The organism is Pseudomonas sp. S3_C06 (assembly GCF_054667675.1).
The window spans coordinates 4,934,185-4,955,669 of sequence record NZ_CP162747.1; the positions used below are offsets into that span (position 1 = coordinate 4,934,185).

Sequence of the window (21,485 nt, forward strand, 5' to 3'; positions counted from 1 at the left end):
CGTCGAGATTCTTATGGATAAATTGATTATTACCGGTGGCGCTCGTCTTGATGGCGAGATCCGCATTTCCGGCGCAAAAAACTCCGCCCTGCCGATCCTGGCCGCCACCCTGCTGTGCGATGGCCCGGTGACCGTTGGCAACCTGCCGCACCTGCACGACATCACCACCATGATCGAGCTGTTCGGTCGCATGGGCATTGAGCCGGTGATCGACGAGAAACTCAGCGTCGAAATCGACCCGCGCACCATCAAGACCCTGATCGCCCCGTACGAACTGGTGAAAACCATGCGTGCGTCGATCCTGGTACTGGGCCCGATGGTTGCCCGTTTCGGTGAAGCCGAAGTCGCACTGCCTGGCGGTTGCGCCATCGGTTCGCGTCCGGTCGACCTGCACATCCGTGGCCTCGAAGCCATGGGCGCGGTCATCGACGTCGAAGGCGGCTACATCAAGGCCAAGGCGCCTGAAGGCGGCCTGCGCGGTGCGCACTTCTTCTTCGATACCGTCAGTGTGACCGGTACCGAGAACATCATGATGGCCGCGGCTCTGGCCAAGGGCCGCAGCGTGTTGCAGAACGCTGCTCGCGAGCCTGAAGTGGTCGACCTGGCGAACTTCCTCAACGCCATGGGCGCCAAGGTTTCCGGTGCTGGCACCGACACCATCACCATCGATGGCGTCGAGCGTCTGGGTTCGGCTTTCTATAAGGTCATGCCTGACCGTATCGAAACCGGCACCTACCTGGTTGCCGCTGCCGTGACCGGTGGTCGCGTCAAGGTCAAGGACACTGATCCGACCATCCTCGAAGCCGTTCTGGAAAAACTCCGTGAAGCCGGTGCAGAAATCACCTGCGGTGAAGACTGGATCGAGCTGAACATGCACGGCAAGCGTCCGAAAGCAGTCAACGTGCGCACTGCGCCGTACCCTGCATTCCCGACCGACATGCAAGCGCAGTTCATCTCGCTCAACGCCATTGCCGAAGGCACCGGTGCGGTGATCGAGACGATCTTCGAAAACCGTTTCATGCACGTGTACGAACTGCACCGCATGGGCGCCAAGATCCAGGTCGAAGGCAACACTGCCATCGTCACCGGTACCGAAGTCCTCAAAGGCGCGCCAGTCATGGCCACCGACCTGCGGGCTTCGGCCAGCCTGGTGATCTCGGCACTGGTTGCCGAGGGCGATACGCTGATCGACCGCATCTACCACATCGACCGTGGTTACGAGTGCATCGAAGAAAAACTGCAGATGCTGGGCGCCAAGATCCGTCGCGTTCCGGGCTGATTGCTGCATTGGGACACAGGGACGTGTCCACTGATTTTAAGAGTCGAGCCGGTTTCCGGCTCGATGTGTGTCCGGCGCCGATTGCGACCGGACATGAGTACCTTGATAAGGACTGACGTTTCCCATGTTGACCATCGCACTGTCCAAGGGCCGCATCCTTGACGACACCCTGCCGCTTCTCGCCGAAGCGGGCATTGTGCCGACCGAGAATCCGGACAAGAGCCGCAAGCTGATCATCCCCACGACGCAGGACGACGTTCGTCTGCTGATCGTGCGAGCCACCGATGTGCCGACCTATGTCGAGCATGGCGCGGCCGACCTTGGCGTTGCCGGTAAAGACGTGTTGATGGAATACACCGGCCAGGGTCTTTACGAACCACTGGATCTGCAGATTGCTCAGTGCAAGCTGATGACCGCCGGCAAGATCGGCGCGCCGGAGCCCAAGGGCCGTCTGCGCGTAGCGACCAAGTTCGTCAACGTTGCCAAGCGTTACTACGCCGAGCAAGGCCGTCAGGTCGACATCATCAAGCTGTATGGCTCGATGGAGCTGGCGCCACTGATCGGTCTGGCCGACAAGATCATCGACGTGGTCGACACCGGTAACACCCTGCGCGCCAATGGCCTGGAACCTCAGGAACTGATCGCCACGATCAGCTCGCGCCTGGTGGTCAACAAGGCTTCGATGAAAATGCAACACGCCCGAATCCAGGCGTTGATCGATACCCTGCGCAACGCAGTGGAATCGCGACACCGCGGCTGATTTACCTGCGCGGCCCCAGGTCGCGCCGTCTATCCGCCTCATAGCCAGAATTCTCAGGTGCCTAAGCGGATCGGATGATAGTTTCGGGCGCCTGAGTTTTTTGCCATTCCTATGAGGCTCTCGCTATGACCGCAACGACTGCAATTCGCCGACTCAACGCTGCTGACCCGGATTTCGCGCATCATCTGGATCATCTGCTGAGCTGGGAAAGTGTGTCTGACGACTCGGTCAATCAGCGCGTGCTGGACATCATCAAGGCTGTGCGCGAGCGCGGTGACGCGGCGCTGGTCGAGTTCACCCAGAAATTCGACGGCCTCGAAGTCGCTTCGATGGCCGACCTGATCCTGCCGCGCGAGCGTCTGGAACTGGCTCTGACCCGCATCACCGTGCCACAGCGCGAGGCATTGGAAACAGCCGCCGCCCGCGTGCGCAGCTACCACGAAAAACAGAAGCAGGATTCCTGGAGCTACACCGAAGCTGACGGCACGGTATTGGGCCAAAAGGTCACACCGCTGGATCGTGCCGGCCTGTACGTGCCGGGTGGCAAGGCGTCGTACCCGTCGTCGGTGTTGATGAACGCGATTCCGGCCAAGGTCGCCGGCGTGACCGAAGTGGTCATGGTCGTGCCAACGCCGCGCGGTGAGATCAACGAACTGGTGCTGGCGGCTGCGTGCATCGCCGGCGTCGACCGAGTGTTCACCATTGGTGGCGCGCAAGCTGTCGCTGCCTTGGCCTACGGTACCGAAAGTGTGCCGAAAGTCGATAAGGTGGTTGGCCCGGGCAACATCTATGTCGCCACGGCCAAGCGTCACGTGTTCGGTCAGGTCGGCATCGACATGATCGCCGGTCCTTCGGAAATCCTCGTGGTCTGCGACGGCCAGACCGATCCGGACTGGATCGCCATGGACCTGTTCTCGCAAGCCGAGCACGACGAAGACGCGCAGGCGATTCTGGTCAGCCCGGACGCCGAGTTCCTCGACAAGGTTGCGGCGAGCATCGACAAACTGCTGCCGACCATGGACCGCGCGACGATCATCGAAACCTCGATCAATGGCCGTGGTGCGCTGATTCACGTGAAGGACATGGCGCAAGCCATCGAAGTCGCCAACCGCATCGCCCCGGAACACCTGGAGCTGTCGGTCGCTGATCCACAGGCCTGGCTGCCGCAGATCCGCCACGCCGGCGCGATCTTCATGGGCCGTCATACTTCCGAAGCGCTGGGCGATTACTGCGCAGGTCCGAACCACGTATTGCCAACTTCGGGCACCGCGCGCTTCTCTTCGCCGCTGGGCGTGTATGACTTCCAGAAGCGCTCGTCGATCATCTTCTGCTCCGAGGCCGGTGCTTCGGAACTGGGCAAGACTGCATCGGTACTGGCCCGTGGCGAATCCCTGAGCGCGCACGCGCGCAGCGCCGAATACCGCATCAAAGACGAATCGAAGGGGAACTGAACATGAGTAAATTCTGGAGCCCGTTCGTTAAAGATCTGGTGCCGTACGTGCCGGGCGAACAGCCGAAGCTGACCAAACTGGTCAAGCTCAACACCAACGAAAACCCGTACGGCCCATCGCCAAAAGCCTTGGCCGCGATGCAGATCGAACTGAATGACAACCTGCGTCTGTACCCGGACCCGAACAGTGATCTGCTGAAAACTGCGGTCGCCAAATACTACGGCGTGCAGAGCAATCAGGTGTTCCTCGGCAACGGCTCGGACGAAGTGCTCGCGCACATTTTCCACGGCTTGCTGCAACACGATCAGCCGCTGCTGTTTCCGGACATCAGCTACAGCTTCTATCCGGTTTACTGCGGGTTGTACGGCATCCAGTTCGATGCGGTGCCGCTGGATACGCAGTTTCAGATCGATCCAGCCGACTACGCCAAGCCGAACGGCGGGATCATTTTCCCGAATCCGAACGCGCCAACCGGTTGCCTGCTGGCGCTGGAAGCGGTCGAGCAGATCCTCAAGGCCAGCCCGGATTCGGTGGTGGTCGTAGACGAGGCGTACATCGACTTCGGCGGCGAAACGGCAATCAGTCTGGTGGATCGTTATCCCAACCTGTTGGTGACGCAAACCCTGTCCAAGTCGCGTTCGCTGGCTGGTTTGCGCGTTGGTCTCGCGGTTGGGCATCCGGACCTGATCGAGGCGCTGGAGCGGATCAAGAACAGCTTCAACTCCTATCCGCTTGATCGTCTGGCGATTGTCGGCGCAGCGGCGGCGTTCGAGGATCGCGAGCATTTCGACAAGACCTGCCGTCTGGTGATCGAGAGCCGCGAGTGGGTGATCGCGCAGTTGCAGGCCAAGGGGTTTGAAGTGTTGCCATCGGCGGCGAACTTCATTTTCACTCGCCACCCGCAGCATGATGCGGCGGGACTGGCGGCCAAGCTGAGGGAGCAGGGCGTGATCGTGCGGCACTTCAAGCAGGAGCGGATTGCGCAGTTTTTGCGGATTTCGATTGGTACGCCGGAGCAGAATCGGGCGTTGATCGATGGGTTGGGTGAGATATGATTTTATAGTCCCTTATTATCGATAGCGAAGCGCCTGTCTTGTTTTGGTTTATCCAAGAACAGGCGCTGATCTTTCATTTGAATTAAGGGTCTGTAGTGAGTTCAAAGTCTCCGGATACTTTTATTGTTTTTGTGCCGTTTTCCTCTTTCCCATCAAATGAAACGTGGCCCGTTATGTGTTTATGGAGTTTTTTGAATGTTGCTGTCTGTTTTCCCGTAATCGCAATGTAACGCACACCCTGGTAATGGAGTGCCCACTTCTCAGGCAGCCCTATAACGTCATCGGGATATGTCCAGTTGTATTCTTTGTCAACTACTACAGCGTTGGGGTATGAGATGTAAATGGCGTCTATATCAGAATCCCCAGGCCCTATATGTTTTCCTGCTGACATGAGTCCGCCTGCCGGAACTTTATGTATGTATTGGTATTGTTCGTAAACTTGTTCAACCTCATTTATTTTCAGGGTGAATTTGCCATTTGCGTTTTTTTTGTGTTTTTTTGATCGCGACGAAGTTGTTGGTTTCATGATGCTTAGTTCCTTTGGCTGGTTTGTTGCAAACTGCTTTTAATGTACGCGCCAATGGCAACGAAACAACTGTCAGATCTGACAGGTTTTCATAACTTTTTGTGTTGCTATCGAGTGCGAGTTGATCTAAAGCTTTTAGGTCAACGAACATTCGACTTTCGGGATTTCGATCAGAATGGCGGAGCAGAATCCTTCGTTCATCGACGGGCTAAAAGATTGAGCCTGCTGGCGATGGCGGATTCACTTACCCGGCGCCGTCGCGAGCAGGCTCGCTCAGGGGAATTGTGGTGATTATTCGTGATGCTGCTCGCCGAGGAAAGTCAGTGAGGTAAACAGCCCACGACTATCCACATCCGCGCTGCCCTTCACTGGCACCTCAACCTGCGCCGCAATCACATTCAACCCTTCATTCCGCACCAACACCTGCGCCCGACCATCCTTGTCAGTCTCGGTGCTCAACGTGTTCGGCGCGCTGCGATAGTCGCCAATCAACTTCACCCCGGCCGCCGGTTTGCCATCGAGCAACACCCGCACCGGCAATGACTTGCCCGGCCCAACCGTCAGCGGATCAACCTCCGGCAGAATCAGCAACTTGATCTGATCAAGCTTGGGCAACTTCGCCCCCGGCTGATAAATTGCCAGACTGTATTTAAACGTCTCGGTTGCCTCGACAGCGCCCGGCACTTTGCTGCGGCCTTCGTTGATCCACGTCTTGTCGGTGGTTTGCGACCACATGCCGTTATTCAATGCGACGGCCATGACCGCCGGCGACTTCAAGGGCTTCAATCGTGCGTGATCCGCCAGACGCTCGACGCTGACCGGAATCATCTTGCCGCTCGCGTCATAAGCCCACGCGCCGCTGATTTTCTGTGCCTTGAACGCGTTGTCTTCAGCGCCATGGCCGTAGACCACTTCGATATTGCCGCGCCGTTGTTCGGTCCACAGGCCATGAGCCGAGACTTCGCCTGCGAACAGCGCTGCGATGAGTACAAAGGTTTTGCCGTATTGCATGGTGACGTCCTTTTACAGGTTGAGAGTCAGGCTGACAGTGAAATTGCGCGGCTCGCCGGGATTGACCCAGTAGTTGCTGTAGGAGCGCTCGTAATACTTCTCGTCGAAGAGGTTGTTCAGGTTCAGGCCGACGGTGACGTTGTCGCTGGCCTTGTAATGCGCGAGCAGGTCGACGGTCTGGTAGGCCGGTAATTCGAAGTCGCTGCCGGATTCTCCGGAGCGGTCGCCGACATAAGTGAACGCTGCGCCGACGTCCGAGCCGCGCCAATGACCATCCTGAAACTCATAAACCCCGAGCAGGCTGCCGCTGCGTTTGGCCACGCCGAGGATGCGACTGCCGGTGGGAATGACTGCGTCGCCCTTGGTCACTTCTGCGTCAATGTAGGCAAAGGCACCAATGACTCGCACAGCGTCGGTGACCTGTCCGGTGACTTGCAGGTCGAAACCACGACTGCGCGCCTTGCCCATCGCGCGGCTGGTGTCGGTGGCCGGATCGAGGGCGAGGACGTTTTCCTTGTCGATGTGGAAGAAGGCGAGGGTGCTGCTCAGGCGTTCGTCGAACAACTCGTTCTTGATGCCGACTTCGTAACCGACGCCTTCTTCCGGGTCGAAGGATTTGCCGGAGGCGTCGAGGCCGTTATTCGGTTTGAACGAGGTTGACGCATTGGCGAACAAGCCGGTATCCGGTGTCAGTTGATAGAGCAGGCCGGCGCGTTGGGTGAGGGCGTCGTGGCGTTGGTTGCTGGTGGCATTGCGACTGTGGTCGTCGACGTGCTGATCGAAATGCTCGAAACGCGCACCGAGCATCCCGCGCAGTTTGTCGGTGAAGACGATTTGATCCTGCAGGTTCAGTGCATGACTTTCGACCTGTTCGAAGAAGTCAGTGCCCGAGCGTGCGCCGTTGGGTTTCGGCTGGCCGTAGATCGGCTTGTAGATGTCGATGGCGTAGGGGCCGCCGGCAATCGTGGTGACGCGCTCGTTCTTGCGGAAGTTTTCGTATTCGGTTCCGATCAGCAGTTCGTGCTGCCACGGGCCGAGGTCGAACAGGCCGCGCAGCTCAAGCTGGGTAATGCTGTCGTGCCAGGTTGTGTCGCGCTCGCGATAGCGGCGGTTGACGGTGTGGCCATCGGCGTTCAACGGGCGGGATTCGGAGGCGTCACCCCAGAGTTTGCCTTCCTTGTAGTGGCTGGCCAGACGCAGCTTCCAGTTATCGTTGAGGTGATGTTCGAGCGTCGCCTGAAGCAGATTGTTGTGGTTATCGATGTTGCCGTCGTTGGGTTCACCGAGAAACGTCGAGCGCGAAACGCCGCTCCACTTGTTGTTCGGCGCGACGATACCGCGATCAAACGTGGAGCTCTGACGGACGATCTCGCTTTCCACCAACAGCGACGTGTCCGGGTTCAATTGCCAACTGATCGACGGCGCGACGAACACACGCTTGCTGTCGACGTGATCGCGAAAACTGTTGTTGTCTTCGACAGCGAGGTTGATCCGCGAGAGCACATCACCTTGTTCATCGAGTGGCGTGTTGACGTCCAGCACGGTGCGATAACGGTCCCAACTGCCGGCGCTGGTTTGCAACGTCGTGAACGCTTCGGGCTGCGGTTTCTTGGTGACGATGTTCACCGTGCCGCCGGGGTCGCCTCGACCATAGAGGCTGGCGGCCGGGCCTTTGAGCACTTCGATGCGCTCGATATTGGCTGCATCCGGTGTGCTCGGATAACCACGATTGGCGCTGAAGCCGTCCTTGTAGAACTCCGATGTGGTGAAACCGCGCACGCTGTATTCGTACAGCGTCAGGCCGCCGAAGTTGTTTTGCTTGGATACGCCGCCGGCGAAATCCAGTGCGCGCTCGACGCTGGTGCTGCCCAGATCCTTGAGCACGCTGGCCGGTACGACGCTGATGGCTTGAGGAATATCGCGGATCGCGGTGTCGGTTTTTGTTGCGCTGGACGAGCGGGTGGCGCGATAGCCCTTGACCGGACCGGTCGGCGATTCGTAGTCGGAGATGACGCTGATGGCGTCGAGTTCAAGCGGCTTGGGCTCTTCGGCGAAGGCTGGATCGACCAGCAGACCAAGACTCAGGCCGAGCAGGGAAGCCTTTGTTCGAGACGACATGTTATGTTGTTCCAATTATTAGAATTGAAACAATATAACATGCCTGTTGAGAATATCTTTTATTCGCGCGATAAGCGCGAAGAAAGTTTTATTCTTCTTTTTCTTTCACCGGCGCCGGTGGTGGGCGCAGGCCGATTTCAGCGGTGAGCTTGATCTCTTTGCCGTTGCGCATCACCTGAATCGTCACCTTGTCCGTCGGTTTGATCCGTGCAACCTGGTTCATCGAACGACGGCCATCGCCCGCAGGCTCGCCATCGATGCTCAGAATCACGTCGCCCAATTGCAGGCCGGCCTTCTGCGCCGGGCCATCGCGGAAGATCCCCGCCACGACAATCCCCGGACGCCCGGACAGACCAAACGACTCAGCCAATTCCTGGGTCAGCGGTTGCACTTCAATGCCCAGCCAGCCACGAATCACCTGACCGTGTTCGATGATCGACTTCATCACTTCCATCGCCAGTTTCACCGGAATGGCAAAACCGATGCCCTGCGAGCCGCCGGACTTGGAGAAGATCGCCGTGTTGATGCCGGTGAGGTTGCCGTTGGCATCGACCAGCGCGCCGCCGGAGTTACCCGGGTTGATCGCCGCGTCGGTCTGGATGAAGTCTTCGTAGTTGTTCAGCCCCAACTGATTACGCCCGGTGGCGCTGATGATGCCCATGGTCACGGTCTGGCCGACGCCGAATGGGTTGCCGATGGCCAGTGCGACGTCGCCGATGCGGATATTGTCGGAGCGGCCGACGGTGATCGCCGGCAGGGTTTTCAGATCGATCTTCAACACCGCGAGGTCGGTTTCCGGGTCGCTGCCGATGACGCGGGCGAGGGTTTCGCGACCGTCCTTCAGGGCCACGACGATTTGGTCGGCACCGCTGGTCACGTGGTTGTTGGTCAGGATGTAGCCTTCCGGGCTCATGATCACGCCGGAACCGAGGCTCGACTCCATGCGTTTCTGCTTCGGCGAGTTATCACCAAAGAAGCGGCGGAACTGCGGATCTTCAAACAGCGGATGCGCGGGTTTGTTGATGACTTTGGTGGTGTACAGGTTGACCACCGAAGGTGCGGCGATGGTCACCGCATCGGCATAGGACACCGGTCCCTGCTGCACGCTGGTGGTTTGCGGGGCCTGTTGCAGGTTGACGTCGAGGCTCGGCAGCCCGACCCACTGCGGGTAACGCTGAATAATCAACAGAGCGATAAGCACGCCGGCCAACAACGGCCAGCCCATAAAACGCAGCGCCTTGAACATTAAGCACGTCCTGGAAGAGTTGCAGGCGGGGTCAGACCGCCCATAATGTCGCGCATTATACGAGGCCGCGCGTGCCTCTGAACGGGATATTTAGGAGTCTTTCATGGCCGTTGCCCTCAGCACCCTCGTCGAAGAAGCCGACCGTTACCTCGGCAGTGCGAAAATTGCCGATTATTGCCCGAATGGATTGCAGGTCGAGGGCCGTCCGCAAGTGATGCGCATCGTCAGCGGCGTCACGGCCAGTCAGGCGTTGCTGGACGCTGCCGTTGAGGCCGGGGCCGATCTGGTGCTGGTGCATCACGGTTACTTCTGGAAGGGCGAGAACCCGTGCGTTACCGGCATGAAGCAGCGCCGATTGAAGACCTTGCTCAAGCACGACATCAGTCTGCTCGCTTACCACTTGCCGCTGGATTTGCATCCTGATGTCGGCAATAACGTGCAACTGGCGCGTCAACTGGATATCACTGTTGAGGGCCCGCTGGATCCGGACAATCTTAAAATCGTTGGTCTGGTCGGGTCTTTGAAAGAGCCGATGACCGCGCGCGATTTCGCCCGCAAGGTGCAAGAAGTCATGGGCCGCGAACCGTTGCTGATTGAAGGTAATCCGATGATCCGCCGGGTCGGCTGGTGCACCGGCGGCGGTCAGGGCTATATCGATCAAGCCGTCGCCGCAGGCGTCGATCTCTATCTGAGCGGTGAGGCTTCCGAACAGACCTTCCACAGCGCCCGCGAGAACGACATCAGCTTCATTGCCGCCGGCCACCACGCGACCGAGCGCTACGGCGTACAGGCGCTGGGCGACTACCTGGCGAAACGTTTCGCCGTCGAGCACATCTTCATCGATTGCCCGAATCCGATCTGAATCCACCGCAAATCCCCTGTAGGAGTGAGCCTGCTCGCGATAGCGGAGTGTCAGTCACCGTTATGTCGAATGTGACAAAGCTATCGCGAGCAGGCTCACTCCTACAGGGGGGCATCGGCCGAACTGGTAGGCATATTCATATACCCTTTCGATCTAGTTGGCGTCCTGATTAGAAGAGGCCGCTGTGCTAGGATTTCTCGCTCGAACACGGCCCGCTGGCCGTTCATAAGAAAGTTTTCGTGAGTAGCCATGGTCGACAAACTGACGCATCTGAAACAGCTGGAGGCGGAAAGCATCCACATCATCCGCGAGGTGGCCGCCGAGTTCGATAACCCGGTGATGCTGTACTCCATCGGTAAAGACTCCGCCGTGATGCTGCACCTGGCACGCAAGGCGTTCTTCCCGGGCAAACTGCCGTTTCCGGTGATGCACGTCGACACCCGCTGGAAATTCCAGGAGATGTACAAGTTCCGCGACAAGATGGTCGAAGAACTGGGCCTGGACCTGATCACCCACATCAACCCCGATGGCGTGGCGCAGAACATCAACCCGTTCACCCACGGCAGCGCCAAGCACACCGACATCATGAAAACCGAAGGCCTGAAACAGGCGCTCGACAAGCATGGTTTCGACGCAGCGTTCGGCGGCGCACGTCGCGATGAAGAGAAATCCCGCGCCAAAGAGCGCGTGTACTCGTTCCGCGACAGCAAGCACCGCTGGGACCCGAAAAACCAGCGTCCAGAGCTGTGGAACGTCTACAACGGCAAGGTCAACAAGGGCGAATCCATCCGCGTATTCCCTCTGTCGAACTGGACCGAGCTGGACATCTGGCAGTACATCTACCTCGAAGGCATCCCGATTGTGCCGTTGTACTTCGCCGCCGAACGCGAAGTGATCGAGAAGAACGGCACGCTGATCATGATCGACGACGAGCGCATCCTCGAGCACCTGTCCGATGAAGACAAAGCGCGCATCGTCAAAAAGAAAGTGCGTTTCCGCACCCTTGGCTGCTACCCGTTGACGGGTGCCGTGGAGTCCGAGGCCGAAAGCCTGACGGACATCATCCAGGAAATGCTCCTGACGCGAACTTCCGAGCGCCAGGGCCGAGTCATCGACCACGATGGCGCAGGCTCGATGGAAGATAAAAAACGTCAAGGCTATTTCTAAGGGGCTGTCATGTCGCATGTTTCTGATTTGATCAGCGAGGACATCCTCGCCTACCTGGGCCAGCACGAACGTAAAGAGCTGCTGCGCTTTTTGACTTGCGGTAACGTCGATGACGGCAAGAGCACCCTGATCGGGCGCCTGCTGCACGACTCGAAAATGATCTACGAAGATCACCTCGAAGCGATCACTCGTGATTCGAAGAAAGTCGGCACCACCGGTGACGATATCGACCTGGCATTGCTGGTCGACGGTCTGCAGGCCGAGCGGGAGCAGGGCATCACCATCGATGTCGCCTACCGCTATTTCTCCACCGCGAAACGCAAATTCATCATCGCCGACACCCCCGGCCATGAGCAGTACACCCGCAACATGGCCACCGGTGCGTCCACCTGTGACCTGGCGATCATTCTGGTCGACGCGCGTTACGGCGTGCAGACCCAGACCCGTCGCCACAGCTTTATCGCCTCCCTGCTGGGGATCAAGCACATCGTTGTCGCCATCAACAAGATGGACTTGAAGGGCTTCGATGAAGGCGTGTTCGAGTCGATCAAGGCCGACTACCTGAAGTTCGCCGAAGGCTTGAAGATGAAGCCGACCAGCATGCACTTCGTGCCGATGTCTGCCCTGAAGGGCGACAACGTGGTGAACAAGTCCGAGCGCTCGCCTTGGTACAAAGGCCAGTCGCTGATGGAAATTCTCGAGACCGTGGAAGTCGCGGGCGATCGCAACTTCACCGATCTGCGTTTCCCGGTGCAGTACGTCAACCGTCCGAACCTGAACTTCCGTGGTTTCGCCGGCACGCTGGCCAGCGGCATCGTGCACAAAGGCGACGAAGTCGTGGTGCTGCCGTCGGGCAAAAGCAGCCGGGTGAAATCCATCGTCACCTTCGAAGGTGAACTGGAACACGCCGGTCCAGGTCAGGCCGTAACGCTGACCATGGAAGACGAAATCGACATCTCCCGTGGCGACCTGTTGGTGCATGCCGACAACGTGCCGCCGGTCACCGACAGCTTCGAAGCGATGCTGGTGTGGATGGCTGAAGAGCCGATGCTGCCGGGCAAGAAATACGACATCAAACGCGCCACCAGTTACGTGCCGGGGTCGATCGCCAGCATCGTCAACAAGGTCGACGTGAACACCCTTGAAGAAGGCCCGGCGAGCGCGTTGCAGCTCAACGAAATCGGCAAGGTGAAGATCGCGCTCGACGCGCCGATCGCCCTCGACGGTTACGAAAGCAACCGCACCACCGGCGCGTTTATCATCATCGACCGTTTGACCAACGGCACTGTTGGCGCCGGCATGATCGTCGCGCAACCGGTGACGCATGGTACTGCCACGCACCACGGCAAACTGGCGCACGTGGCCACGGAAGAACGTGCCCAGCGTTTCGGCCAGCAACCGGCGACCGTGCTGTTCAGCGGTCTGTCGGGCGCGGGCAAGAGCACGCTGGCTTATGCGGTTGAACGCAAGCTGTTCGACATGGGCCGTGCGGTGTTTGTGCTGGATGGTCAGAACCTGCGTCACGACCTCAACAAAGGTCTGCCACAGGATCGCGCTGGTCGTACCGAGAACTGGCGTCGTGCTGCGCACGTTGCGCGTCAGTTCAACGAAGCCGGTCTGGTGACGTTGGCTGCGTTCGTTGCACCGAGTGCCGAAGGGCGTGAGCAAGCCAAGGATCTGATCGGCAAGGATCGTCTGCTGACGGTCTACGTGCAGGCCTCGCCGGCTGTCTGCGCCGAGCGTGATCCGCAGGGTCTGTATGCCGCCGCTGGCGACAACATCCCGGGCGAATCCTTCCCGTACGACGTGCCGCTGGATGCCGATCTGGTGATCGACACGCAGACGCTGAGTCTGGAAGACAGCGTCAAGCAAGTGCTGGATCTACTGCGCAAGCGTGGCGCGATCTAAGCACTGAAGCAGCGGCAAGCTTCGAGTTTCAAGCTGCAAGAAAAAGCCCGCCGATGAGTAATCATCGGCGGGCTTTTTTATTCGGGCATACGGCGATTCGTGATCGTTCCCACGCTCTGCGTGGGAACGCAGCCCGGGACGCTCCGCGTCCCATCTAAAGCGGACGCAGAGCATCCAGTGAGGCATGCCCACGCGGAGCATGGGAACGATCATACGGAAGGGTATTCGCGGTGCATCTGTTCGAGCAGCGCATCCTTGTCCAGCCACAGCTGATTGATCCAGCCCTGAAACTGCAGGCGATACTCGCCGTCCTGATCGTAATTCTTGCCAATGAACTGCTGCGGAATCTTCAGCTCTTCAAAGTGCACCACCACATCGCGCACATTGCCGCAGAGCAAATCCCAGAACCCCGGACGTCCTGCCGGATAGTGGATGGTCACGTTGACGATCGACTCCAGCTGTTCACCCATCGCATCCAGCACAAAGGCAATGCCGCCCGCCTTGGGCTTGAGCAGATATTTGAACGGTGACTGCTGCTGCGCATGCTTGCCTTCGGTGAAGCGCGTGCCCTCGACGAAGTTGAAAATCCCCACCGGATTATTGCGAAACTTCGCGCAGGTTTTGCGCGTGGTTTCCAGGTCTTTGCCTTTCTTCTCCGGGTGCTTGGCCAGGTAGGCCTTGGAGTAGCGCTTCATGAATGGAAAGCCCAGTGCCCACCAGGCCAGACCGATCACCGGCACCCAGATCAGCTCCTGTTTGAGGAAGAATTTCAGCGGCTGAATCCGACGGTTGAGCACGTATTGCAGCACCAGAATATCGACCCAGCTCTGGTGGTTGCTGGTGATCAGGTACGAGTGCTGATAGTCGAGCCCTTGCAGGCCGCTGATGTGCCAGCGGGTGCGGCGAACCAGATTCATCCAGCCCTTGTTGTTGCTGATCCACGCTTCGTGGGTGTGGCTCATCAGCCAGCCAGCGATGCGCTGGGTGAGCGCGAACGGCAAGGCCTTGACCAGCGCCACGCAGAACAGAAACGAGCAGAGCAGAATCGTGTTGAGCGCCAACAGCAGCGAAGCGATCACGCCGCGCACGGGTGCAGGTAGAAAATCCAGCATTTACACATCCATAGGTCGGTTGGCGGCTTGAATCGCGGTGAGGGCGATGGTGTAGACGATGTCATCGACCTGCGCGCCGCGCGGCAAGTCATTCACCGGTTTGCGCAGGCCTTGCAGCATCGGCCCGAGGCTGACGCAGTCGGCGCTGCGTTGCACGGCTTTGTGCGTGGTGTTGCCGGTGTTCAGATCGGGGAACACAAACACCGTGGCGCGACCGGCGACCTGGCTGTTCGGCGCCAGTTGCCGGGCCACGTCGGCGTTGGCAGCAGCGTCGTATTGCAGCGGACCGTCGATCAGCAGCGAGTGCTGTTGCTCGTGGGCGAGGAGGGTGGCCTCGCGGACTTTTTCGACTTCTTCGCCGGTGGCCGATTCGCCGCTGGAATAACTGATCATCGCCACGCGCGGGGTGATGCCGAATGCAGCGGCCGAGTCGGCGCTTTGCAACGCGATCTCGGCCAGTTCCGTAGCGCTCGGGTGCGGATTCATCACGCAATCGCCATACACCAGCACTTCTTCCGGGAACAACATGAAGAACACCGACGACACCAGCGTGCAGCCCGGTGCAGTCTTGATCAGCTGCAGGGCCGGGCGGATGGTGTTGGCCGTGGTGTTGATCACGCCGGAAACGAGGCCGTCGACTTCATCCAGTGCGAGCATCATGGTGCCGATCACCACGGTATCTTCCAGTTGCTGCTCGGCCATCGGTGCATTGAGGCTTTTGGTTTTGCGCAGGGCGACCATCGGCTCGACGTAGCGCTCGCGGATCAGGTCGGGATCAAGAATCTCCAGCCCCGGCGGCAGGACGATGCCTTGAGCGCGGGCGACGGCTTCGACGTCTTCCGGTTTCGCCAGCAACACGCAACGGGCGATCCCGCGCTCCTGACAGATCGCCGCCGCTTGCACAGTGAACGGCTCGCTGCCTTCGGGCAGAACGATGCGCTTGTTCGCCGCTTGCGCGCGTTGAATCAATTGATAGCGGAACACCGCTGGCGACAGGCGCATTTCCCGTGGCGTGCCGCAACGCTGGTGCAGCCATTTGGCGTCGAGATGGCTGGCGACGAAATCGGTGATGATCTCCGCGCGCTCGCGGTCGTCGATCGGGATTTCCTTGTTCAGGCCGTTGAGCAGGTTGGCGGTGTCGTAGGAACCGGTGCTCACCGACAACACCGGCAAACCAGCCTGCAAGGCGCCACGGCACAAATCCATGATGCGCGGATCGGGCAGGGTGTCGCTGGTCAGCAGCAGGCCGGCCAGTGGCACGCCGTTAATCGCCGCCAGACTGACGGCGAGGATGATGTCGTCGCGATCGCCCGGGGTCACCACCAGTACACCGGGCTTGAGCAGCTCGACGGTGTTACGCATGGTCCGCGCACAGATGATGATTTTGGTCATCCGCCGGGTTTCGTAATCACCGGCGTTGAGCACTTGCGCGCCCATCAGATCGGCGACGTCGCGGGTGCGTGGCGCGTTAAGTTCAGGCTGATACGGAATGCAGCCGAGCAAGCGGAAATCACCGCTGCGCAGCAACGGCGAATGTTCCTTCAGACGCGTGGCGAAGGCGTCCATGCTCTCGTCGGTCTTGACCTTGTTGAGGATCACCCCGAGGACTTTCGGGTCTTTCGGCCCGCCAAACAATTGCGCCTGCAACTCGACGCGGCCGGAGAGTTCGGCGAGTACTTCGTTTTCCGGCGCCGAGACCAGAATCACCTCGGCATCGAGGCTCTTGGCCAAGTGCAGGTTGACCCGTGCGGCATAACTGGCGCTGCGGGTCGGCACCATGCCTTCGACGACCAGCACGTCTTTGCCAATGGCCGCTTGCTGATACAGCGTGATGATTTCTTCGAGCAGCTCATCGAGCTGACCATCGCCGAGCATCCGCTCGACGTGGGCCAGGCCGAGCGGTTGCGGCGGTTTCAGACCGTGGGTGCGCGCCACCAGTTCGGTAGAACGCTCAGGGCCGGTGTCACCCGGATGCGGCTGCGCAATCGGTTTGAAGAAACCGACTTTCAGCCCGGCGCGTTCAAGCGTGCGCACCAGCCCGAGGCTGATGGAGGTCAGACCCACGCCAAAATCGGTGGGTGCGATAAAAAAAGTTTGCATGCGAATTCTCTAAAGTTGCATGGCAATGGCGTCAGTCTATGTCTGGCTGACTACCGAAATTCAGTCGCCAAGGTTATCGCTAACCGAGCCTTGTGCGCACCAACCGCAGGCAAAGGGTTGGCCTATTTTTTCAATACGTTGCGCCGGGTCCAGCACCCAGGCGCGTGATTGCCATGGCGGTTGATGGCGCAGGTGCTGGGTGTGGCCACAGGAAAGCTCGACGACCCAGTGGCCGTCCTCGTCCTGATGGAAGCCTGCGATCGTCGAAACCCGTTTGTCCGGGTTGTGTTCGCTTTCGCGCGATTGCTTCGCTAAACTTGGCCTTTCTATATTCTTATGCAAAAGGTCTCGCCCCATGCTGATCGCCGCCAATAAGGCTGTCTCCATCGACTATACCCTGACCAACGACGCTGGTGAGGTCATCGACAGCTCCGCCGGCGGCGCTCCGCTGGTCTACCTGCAAGGCGCAGGCAACATCATCCCGGGCCTGGAAAAAGCTCTGGAAGGCAAAGCTGTTGGTGACGAGCTGGAAGTTTCCGTTGAACCGGAAGACGCTTACGGCGAATACGCCGCTGAGCTGGTCAGCACCCTGAGCCGCAGCATGTTCGAAGGCGTTGACGAGCTGGAAGTCGGCATGCAGTTCCACGCTTCGGCGCCGGACGGCCAGATGCAAATCGTCACCATCCGTGACCTCGACGGCGACGACGTGACGGTTGACGGCAACCACCCACTGGCCGGTCAGCGCCTGAACTTCAAAGTGAAGATCGTTGACATCCGTGACGCCAGCCAGGAAGAAATCGCTCATGGCCACGTCCATGGCGAAGGTGGCCATCACCACTGATTTTCTGCGCTAAGCTTCGAGTACTGGAGAGGCGCCTGCGGGCGCCTTTTTAGTCCGCGGCTGTCCTTGGTGACCTCGCCAAGTGGCTGTTTCGAGTAGAACACGGGAATCTTGGAGTTCGTCATGAGTGCTTTTCACGACCTTAAGTTGACAGCCCTGGATGGTCAGGAGCTACCGCTGGCGCCGTTCAAGGGCCAAGTCGTGCTGGTGGTCAACGTCGCCTCCAAATGCGGCTTGACCCCACAGTACGCGGCGCTGGAGAACCTCTATCAGCAGTTCAAAGGCAAAGGCTTCAGTGTGCTGGGCCTGCCGTGCAACCAGTTTGCCGGCCAGGAACCAGGTACCGAACAGGAAATTAAGGATTTCTGCAGCCTCAACTATGGCGTGACGTTTCCGTTGTCGAGCAAGCTTGAAGTCAACGGTCATGATCGTCACCAGCTCTACCGTCTGCTGGCGGGCGAGGGCGCGGAGTTTCCCGGTGATATCACCTGGAATTTCGAGAAGTTTCTGCTTGGCAAGGACGGTCGGGTGCTGGCCCGGTTTTCGCCGCGCACGGCGCCGGATGATCCGACCATTGTTCATGCGATTGAAAAAGCGCTGAGCTGAAACAGCAAGATCAAAAGATCGCAGCCTTCGGCAGTTCCTGCTGGTGACCTCAAACCCCATGTAGGAGCTGCCGAAGGCTGCGATCTTTTGCTTTGCGTCTTTTAATCCTTAATCACCCAAATCAATAGTGCTGTTCAAAGGGTGCGCGCCTCCATATTATCGCTGTCATAAAGCCTTCTCTGTGGAGCCCTTCGATGCCCGTTCAAGCCTTGTTCAAACCGTTCCACCTCGGTGCCCTCGAACTGCCGACCCGCGTGGTCATGGCGCCGATGACTCGCTCGTTCTCCCCGGGCGGCGTGCCTAATTCGAAAGTCATCGAGTACTACCGTCGTCGCGCGGCGGCCGGTGTCGGCCTGATCATCACCGAAGGCACCACCGTCGGCCACATCGCCTCCAACGGTTATCCGAACGTGCCGCAGTTCTTTGGTGACGCGCCATTGGCCGGCTGGAAAAAAGTTGTCGACGCTGTTCACGCTGAAGGCGGCAAGATCGTTCCGCAACTCTGGCATGTCGGCAGCGTACGCCGTATCGGCACCGAGCCGGACGCCAGCGTGCCTGCTTACGGCCCGTCGGAAAAACTCAAGGACGGTCAGGTCGTGGTGCACGGCATGACCAAACAAGACATTCAGGACGTGATCGCCGCGTTCGCTCAAGCGGCCAAAGATGCACAAGGCATCGGCATGGACGGCGTGGAAATCCACGGCGCCCACGGTTACCTGATCGACCAGTTCTTCTGGGAGGGCAGCAACCAGCGTACCGACGAATACGGCGGCAGCCTGGCCAACCGTTCGCGTTTCGCCATCGAACTGATTCAAGCCGTACGTGCGGCGGTCGGCGAAGGTTTCCCGATCATCTTCCGTTTCTCGCAATGGAAGCAGCAGGATTACACCGCGCGTCTGGTGCAGACTCCGGAAGCGTTGGGTGAGTTTCTCAAGCCGCTGTCCGACGCTGGCGTGGATATTTTCCACTGCTCGACGCGGCGTTTCTGGGAGCCGGAGTTCGATGGTTCCGAGCTGAACCTGGCAGGCTGGACCCGCAAACTCACCGGCAAGCCGACCATCACCGTCGGTAGCGTCGGTCTTGATGGCGAGTTCCTGCAGTTCATGGTCAACACTGACAAGGTCGCGCAACCGGCCAGTCTGGAGAACCTGCTGGAGCGCTTGAACAAGGAGGAATTCGATCTGGTGGCGGTGGGCCGTGCGCTGCTGGTCGATCCGGACTGGGCGCAGAAAGTCCGCGAAGGGCGTGAGCAGGATATTCTGCCGTTCAGCCGCGAGGCGTTGATGACGCTGGTTTAACCAGCGGCTGTACTGACGCCATCGCGAGCAGGCTCACTCCTACAATTGGAATGCATTTCCCCTGTAGGAGTGAGCCTGCTCGCGATGGCGGTCTCCAAGTCGCCTGGATTCAAGGCAATGTCTGCGCATTCGGCACCACTTGCTCCCCCACACAAGCCCCGCGCAAATGCTTTTCAAACTGCTCGATAACCGCCGGCCAGCCTTGGCGACTCGCATGCTGCCGCGCATTCAAACGCACGCAACGCAACGTCTCATCCTCCTCCAGCAACCACGCCGCCGCCTCGCAAAACGCCTGCTCATCACCCGGCATCGCCAACACGCCGTTGTAACCGTGGCGAATGTGCTGCGCCGCCGCAGCCTGATCGTAAGCCACCACACCCAGTCCCGAGGCCAGTGCTTCCAGTACCACATTGCCGAAGGTTTCGGTCAGACTCGGAAATAGAAACAAATCTCCAGACGCATAGTGCGCCGCCAACGCCTCACCGCGTTGTGCACCGCAGAAGATCGCTTCGGGCAATTGCTTTTCCAGTGCCAGCCGTTGCGGCCCGTCGCCGACGACGACCAGTTTCAGATTGCGCTGTGGATAAGTGTCCCGCAGTTTTTCGAAGCAGCGTTTGAGCAGACCAAGGTTCTTCTCCGGAGCGAGTCGTCCTACGTGAATCACCGCAATGTCCTGCTCGGACAGGCCCCATTGCTCACGCAAGGCATTCAGCCGTTTGCTTGGATGAAACAACTGGCTGTCGACACCGCGCGACAACAGCGCCAAACGCTCGAAGTGGCGCCGCTCCAGTTCCAGGCGTTGGCTGACACTCGGCACCAGGGTCATGGCCGAGCGATTGTGAAACCAGCGCAAATAATGCGTGAGCATCCGCGTCAGCAGACCGAGCCCGTACTGGCTGGTGTATTGCTGAAAGTTGGTGTGAAACCCGCTGACCACCGAAATCCCCAGACGCCGCGCCGCACGCAGCGCCGACAACCCGAGCGGGCCTTCCGTGGCGATGTACAGCACATCCGGGCGCTGACGTTTCCAGCGCCGCAGCAGTTTGTGCATCGACGACTGACCCCATTGCAACCCTGGATAGCCCGGCAGCGGCCAGCCCCGGCACAGCAGCAACGCATCGTCTTCACTGTGTTGCGGATCGCCAGCCTGACGCGGGCGCACCAGTTCCACTTGGTGGCCACGCGCGCGCAGCCCATCGCACAAGCGGCCAAGAGTATTGGCCACCCCGTTGATTTCCGGTGGGAAGGTTTCGCTGATCAGGGTGATGTGTAGAGCTGTCGTCATGACCTCAGTGTCGACTGAGGCCATGTCGTGCTTGTGACGTTCGGATGATGGATTTGTGACGTGCTCAGCGTTGAGTGACGAGATTCTCAGCACCGCGCTCACGCACCCAGAACAACGTTGCCCCGGCCACTGCGGCCGGCATCATCAGGATGTTGACCACCGGAATCAGCAGCACCAGATAGACGATCCCGCCAAAACTCATGCTCTGCCAGCGCTTCTGGCGCAGCCAGGCGAGCATCTCGTTCCAGCCCAGTTTGTGGTTGTCCGCCGGGTAGTCGATGTACTGGATTGCCATCATCCACACGCCGAACAACAGCCACAGCGGTGCGGCGATAATGTTCACCACCGGGATGAACGAGAGAATGAACAGGCCGATGGCGCGCGGCAGGAAGTAGCCCAGTTTGCGCATTTCCCGTGCAAGGGTGCGCGGGACCATGGCGATCAACTCGCCCCAGCTGAACGCCGGGAAATCATCAGTGCCGCGCACCACCACTTCGACTTTCTCCGCGAGAAAACCGTTGAACGGTGCGGCGATCACGTTGGCGAGCATGGTGAAGGTGAAAAACACCATCAATGCCACCAGCACCACAAACAGCGGCCAGAGTACGTAGCTGAGGAAACTCAGCCATTCGGGCAACGACGGCATCAGCGTATCGACCCACAGGCTGAACTGGTGGCCGGCCAGATAGATCAATCCGACGAACAGCACCAGGTTGATCGCCAGCGGCAATAACACGAACAGGCGCAAGCCTGGGCTCAAGACCAGTTTGAGGCCTTCGCGCAGGTATTGCGGGCCGGACAGAACAGGGGCGGGCATAAGGTGCTCCGAGCAAGGGAAAACGCGCCGACCTTACCGACTT

The 21,485-nt window shown here is 59.3% G+C and carries 19 protein-coding genes; 10 read left to right on the forward strand and 9 right to left on the reverse strand.

What is annotated here, in order from left to right; translation table 11 throughout:
* The first annotated feature begins 13 nt into the window (after positions 1-13).
* From murA to hisC, 4 genes are all read left to right on the forward strand, one after another.
* A complete protein-coding gene (gene murA / locus AB4N44_RS21805; RefSeq protein ID WP_007912385.1) occupies positions 14-1,279 on the forward strand; it encodes a UDP-N-acetylglucosamine 1-carboxyvinyltransferase in 1,266 nt (421 codons plus the stop codon).
* Between the two features lie 124 nt (positions 1,280-1,403).
* Positions 1,404-2,039: an ATP phosphoribosyltransferase gene (hisG, locus tag AB4N44_RS21810; protein ID WP_007912384.1), complete on the forward strand. Its 636-nt coding sequence runs from the start codon at positions 1,404-1,406 to the stop codon at positions 2,037-2,039.
* Between the two features lie 125 nt (positions 2,040-2,164).
* The gene (gene hisD, locus AB4N44_RS21815; RefSeq protein WP_127925842.1) at positions 2,165-3,490 is read left to right on the forward strand and encodes a histidinol dehydrogenase; all 1,326 of its coding nucleotides are present in this window, start codon (positions 2,165-2,167) and stop codon (positions 3,488-3,490) included.
* 2 nt (positions 3,491-3,492) lie between these two features.
* Complete coding sequence (gene hisC / locus AB4N44_RS21820) at positions 3,493-4,545, forward strand: histidinol-phosphate transaminase (RefSeq protein WP_460107549.1); 1,053 nt, start codon at positions 3,493-3,495, stop codon at positions 4,543-4,545.
* Between the two features lie 82 nt (positions 4,546-4,627).
* Here hisC and AB4N44_RS21825 read toward each other — a convergent pair whose 3' ends face one another.
* From AB4N44_RS21825 to algW, 4 genes are all read right to left on the reverse strand, one after another.
* Positions 4,628-5,071, reverse strand: a complete 444-nt coding sequence (locus AB4N44_RS21825) for a hypothetical protein (RefSeq protein WP_460107546.1) — start codon at positions 5,069-5,071, stop codon at positions 4,628-4,630.
* Between the two features lie 291 nt (positions 5,072-5,362).
* Positions 5,363-6,082 (reverse strand): DUF4198 domain-containing protein, encoded by a 720-nt coding sequence (locus AB4N44_RS21830; protein ID WP_460107543.1) that lies wholly within the window; start codon positions 6,080-6,082, stop codon positions 5,363-5,365.
* A gap of 12 nt (positions 6,083-6,094) precedes the next feature.
* Positions 6,095-8,200, reverse strand: coding sequence for a TonB-dependent siderophore receptor (locus AB4N44_RS21835; protein WP_460107541.1), 2,106 nt, complete (start codon positions 8,198-8,200; stop codon positions 6,095-6,097).
* A gap of 88 nt (positions 8,201-8,288) precedes the next feature.
* Positions 8,289-9,446 carry a Do family serine endopeptidase AlgW gene (gene algW / locus AB4N44_RS21840; protein WP_016987037.1) on the reverse strand — a complete coding sequence of 386 codons (1,158 nt, stop codon included), beginning with the start codon at positions 9,444-9,446 and terminating at the stop codon, positions 8,289-8,291.
* 103 nt (positions 9,447-9,549) lie between these two features.
* On the opposite strand from algW, the gene AB4N44_RS21845 reads away from it, so the two are divergent.
* From AB4N44_RS21845 to cysN, 3 genes are all read left to right on the forward strand, one after another.
* A complete protein-coding gene (locus AB4N44_RS21845; protein ID WP_127925847.1) occupies positions 9,550-10,308 on the forward strand; it encodes a Nif3-like dinuclear metal center hexameric protein in 759 nt (252 codons plus the stop codon).
* Between the two features lie 249 nt (positions 10,309-10,557).
* Positions 10,558-11,475 carry a sulfate adenylyltransferase subunit CysD gene (cysD, locus tag AB4N44_RS21850; RefSeq protein ID WP_007912374.1) on the forward strand — a complete coding sequence of 306 codons (918 nt, stop codon included), beginning with the start codon at positions 10,558-10,560 and terminating at the stop codon, positions 11,473-11,475.
* A gap of 9 nt (positions 11,476-11,484) precedes the next feature.
* A complete protein-coding gene (cysN, locus tag AB4N44_RS21855) occupies positions 11,485-13,383 on the forward strand; it encodes a sulfate adenylyltransferase subunit CysN (protein WP_127925848.1) in 1,899 nt (632 codons plus the stop codon).
* A 209-nt stretch (positions 13,384-13,592) separates the two neighbouring features.
* Here the strand turns inward: cysN and AB4N44_RS21860 are convergent, their stop codons facing one another.
* Genes AB4N44_RS21860 through AB4N44_RS21870 form a run of 3 tightly spaced genes read right to left on the reverse strand, consistent with a single transcriptional unit; the run spans position 13,593 to position 16,982 of the window.
* Complete coding sequence (locus AB4N44_RS21860; protein WP_141127738.1) at positions 13,593-14,495, reverse strand: acyltransferase; 903 nt, start codon at positions 14,493-14,495, stop codon at positions 13,593-13,595.
* Complete coding sequence (gene pta / locus AB4N44_RS21865) at positions 14,496-16,595, reverse strand: phosphate acetyltransferase (RefSeq protein ID WP_127925851.1); 2,100 nt, start codon at positions 16,593-16,595, stop codon at positions 14,496-14,498.
* Positions 16,596-16,655: 60 nt separating this feature from the next.
* The gene (locus AB4N44_RS21870) at positions 16,656-16,982 is read right to left on the reverse strand and encodes a DUF3565 domain-containing protein (RefSeq protein WP_093436299.1); all 327 of its coding nucleotides are present in this window, start codon (positions 16,980-16,982) and stop codon (positions 16,656-16,658) included.
* On the opposite strand from AB4N44_RS21870, the gene AB4N44_RS21875 reads away from it, so the two are divergent.
* The 3 genes from AB4N44_RS21875 to AB4N44_RS21885 all read left to right on the forward strand — a co-directional run bounded on the left by AB4N44_RS21875 (position 16,951) and on the right by AB4N44_RS21885 (position 19,340).
* Entirely contained in the window at positions 16,951-17,436 is a 486-nt protein-coding gene (locus tag AB4N44_RS21875) for an FKBP-type peptidyl-prolyl cis-trans isomerase (RefSeq protein ID WP_007912368.1), read from the forward strand. The two genes, AB4N44_RS21870 and AB4N44_RS21875, sit on opposite strands and share 32 nt — an antisense overlap.
* 123 nt (positions 17,437-17,559) lie before the next feature.
* Positions 17,560-18,042, forward strand: a complete 483-nt coding sequence (locus AB4N44_RS21880) for a glutathione peroxidase (RefSeq protein ID WP_127925852.1) — start codon at positions 17,560-17,562, stop codon at positions 18,040-18,042.
* A 194-nt stretch (positions 18,043-18,236) separates the two neighbouring features.
* Entirely contained in the window at positions 18,237-19,340 is a 1,104-nt protein-coding gene (locus tag AB4N44_RS21885; protein ID WP_127925853.1) for an NADH:flavin oxidoreductase, read from the forward strand.
* Positions 19,341-19,449: 109 nt separating this feature from the next.
* Here the strand turns inward: AB4N44_RS21885 and AB4N44_RS21890 are convergent, their stop codons facing one another.
* Positions 19,450-20,649 (reverse strand): glycosyltransferase family 4 protein, encoded by a 1,200-nt coding sequence (locus tag AB4N44_RS21890; RefSeq protein ID WP_460107537.1) that lies wholly within the window; start codon positions 20,647-20,649, stop codon positions 19,450-19,452.
* A 40-nt stretch (positions 20,650-20,689) separates the two neighbouring features.
* Positions 20,690-21,442, reverse strand: coding sequence for a sulfate transporter CysZ (cysZ, locus tag AB4N44_RS21895; protein WP_038357552.1), 753 nt, complete (start codon positions 21,440-21,442; stop codon positions 20,690-20,692).
* Positions 21,443-21,485: the final 43 nt, after the last annotated feature.

Excerpts from the sequence above, each read along its gene's own strand:
- AB4N44_RS21890 (WP_460107537.1), bottom strand. The coding sequence starts at position 20,649 with ATGGCCTCAGTCGACACTGAGGTCATGACGACAGCTCTACACATCACC.
- hisG (WP_007912384.1), top strand. The coding sequence starts at position 1,404 with ATGTTGACCATCGCACTGTCCAAGGGCCGCATCCTTGACGACACCCTG.
- AB4N44_RS21870 (WP_093436299.1), bottom strand. The coding sequence starts at position 16,982 with ATGGAGACAGCCTTATTGGCGGCGATCAGCATGGGGCGAGACCTTTTG.
- algW (WP_016987037.1), bottom strand. The coding sequence starts at position 9,446 with ATGTTCAAGGCGCTGCGTTTTATGGGCTGGCCGTTGTTGGCCGGCGTG.
- pta (WP_127925851.1), bottom strand. The coding sequence starts at position 16,595 with ATGCAAACTTTTTTTATCGCACCCACCGATTTTGGCGTGGGTCTGACC.
- cysD (WP_007912374.1), top strand. The coding sequence starts at position 10,558 with ATGGTCGACAAACTGACGCATCTGAAACAGCTGGAGGCGGAAAGCATC.
- AB4N44_RS21825 (WP_460107546.1), bottom strand. The coding sequence starts at position 5,071 with ATGAAACCAACAACTTCGTCGCGATCAAAAAAACACAAAAAAAACGCA.
- AB4N44_RS21845 (WP_127925847.1), top strand. The coding sequence starts at position 9,550 with ATGGCCGTTGCCCTCAGCACCCTCGTCGAAGAAGCCGACCGTTACCTC.
- hisC (WP_460107549.1), top strand. The coding sequence starts at position 3,493 with ATGAGTAAATTCTGGAGCCCGTTCGTTAAAGATCTGGTGCCGTACGTG.
- AB4N44_RS21835 (WP_460107541.1), bottom strand. The coding sequence starts at position 8,200 with ATGTCGTCTCGAACAAAGGCTTCCCTGCTCGGCCTGAGTCTTGGTCTG.
- cysZ (WP_038357552.1), bottom strand. The coding sequence starts at position 21,442 with ATGCCCGCCCCTGTTCTGTCCGGCCCGCAATACCTGCGCGAAGGCCTC.
- AB4N44_RS21885 (WP_127925853.1), top strand. The coding sequence starts at position 18,237 with ATGCCCGTTCAAGCCTTGTTCAAACCGTTCCACCTCGGTGCCCTCGAA.
- murA (WP_007912385.1), top strand. The coding sequence starts at position 14 with ATGGATAAATTGATTATTACCGGTGGCGCTCGTCTTGATGGCGAGATC.
- cysN (WP_127925848.1), top strand. The coding sequence starts at position 11,485 with ATGTCGCATGTTTCTGATTTGATCAGCGAGGACATCCTCGCCTACCTG.
- AB4N44_RS21860 (WP_141127738.1), bottom strand. The coding sequence starts at position 14,495 with ATGCTGGATTTTCTACCTGCACCCGTGCGCGGCGTGATCGCTTCGCTG.
- hisD (WP_127925842.1), top strand. The coding sequence starts at position 2,165 with ATGACCGCAACGACTGCAATTCGCCGACTCAACGCTGCTGACCCGGAT.
- AB4N44_RS21875 (WP_007912368.1), top strand. The coding sequence starts at position 16,951 with ATGCTGATCGCCGCCAATAAGGCTGTCTCCATCGACTATACCCTGACC.
- AB4N44_RS21830 (WP_460107543.1), bottom strand. The coding sequence starts at position 6,082 with ATGCAATACGGCAAAACCTTTGTACTCATCGCAGCGCTGTTCGCAGGC.
- AB4N44_RS21880 (WP_127925852.1), top strand. The coding sequence starts at position 17,560 with ATGAGTGCTTTTCACGACCTTAAGTTGACAGCCCTGGATGGTCAGGAG.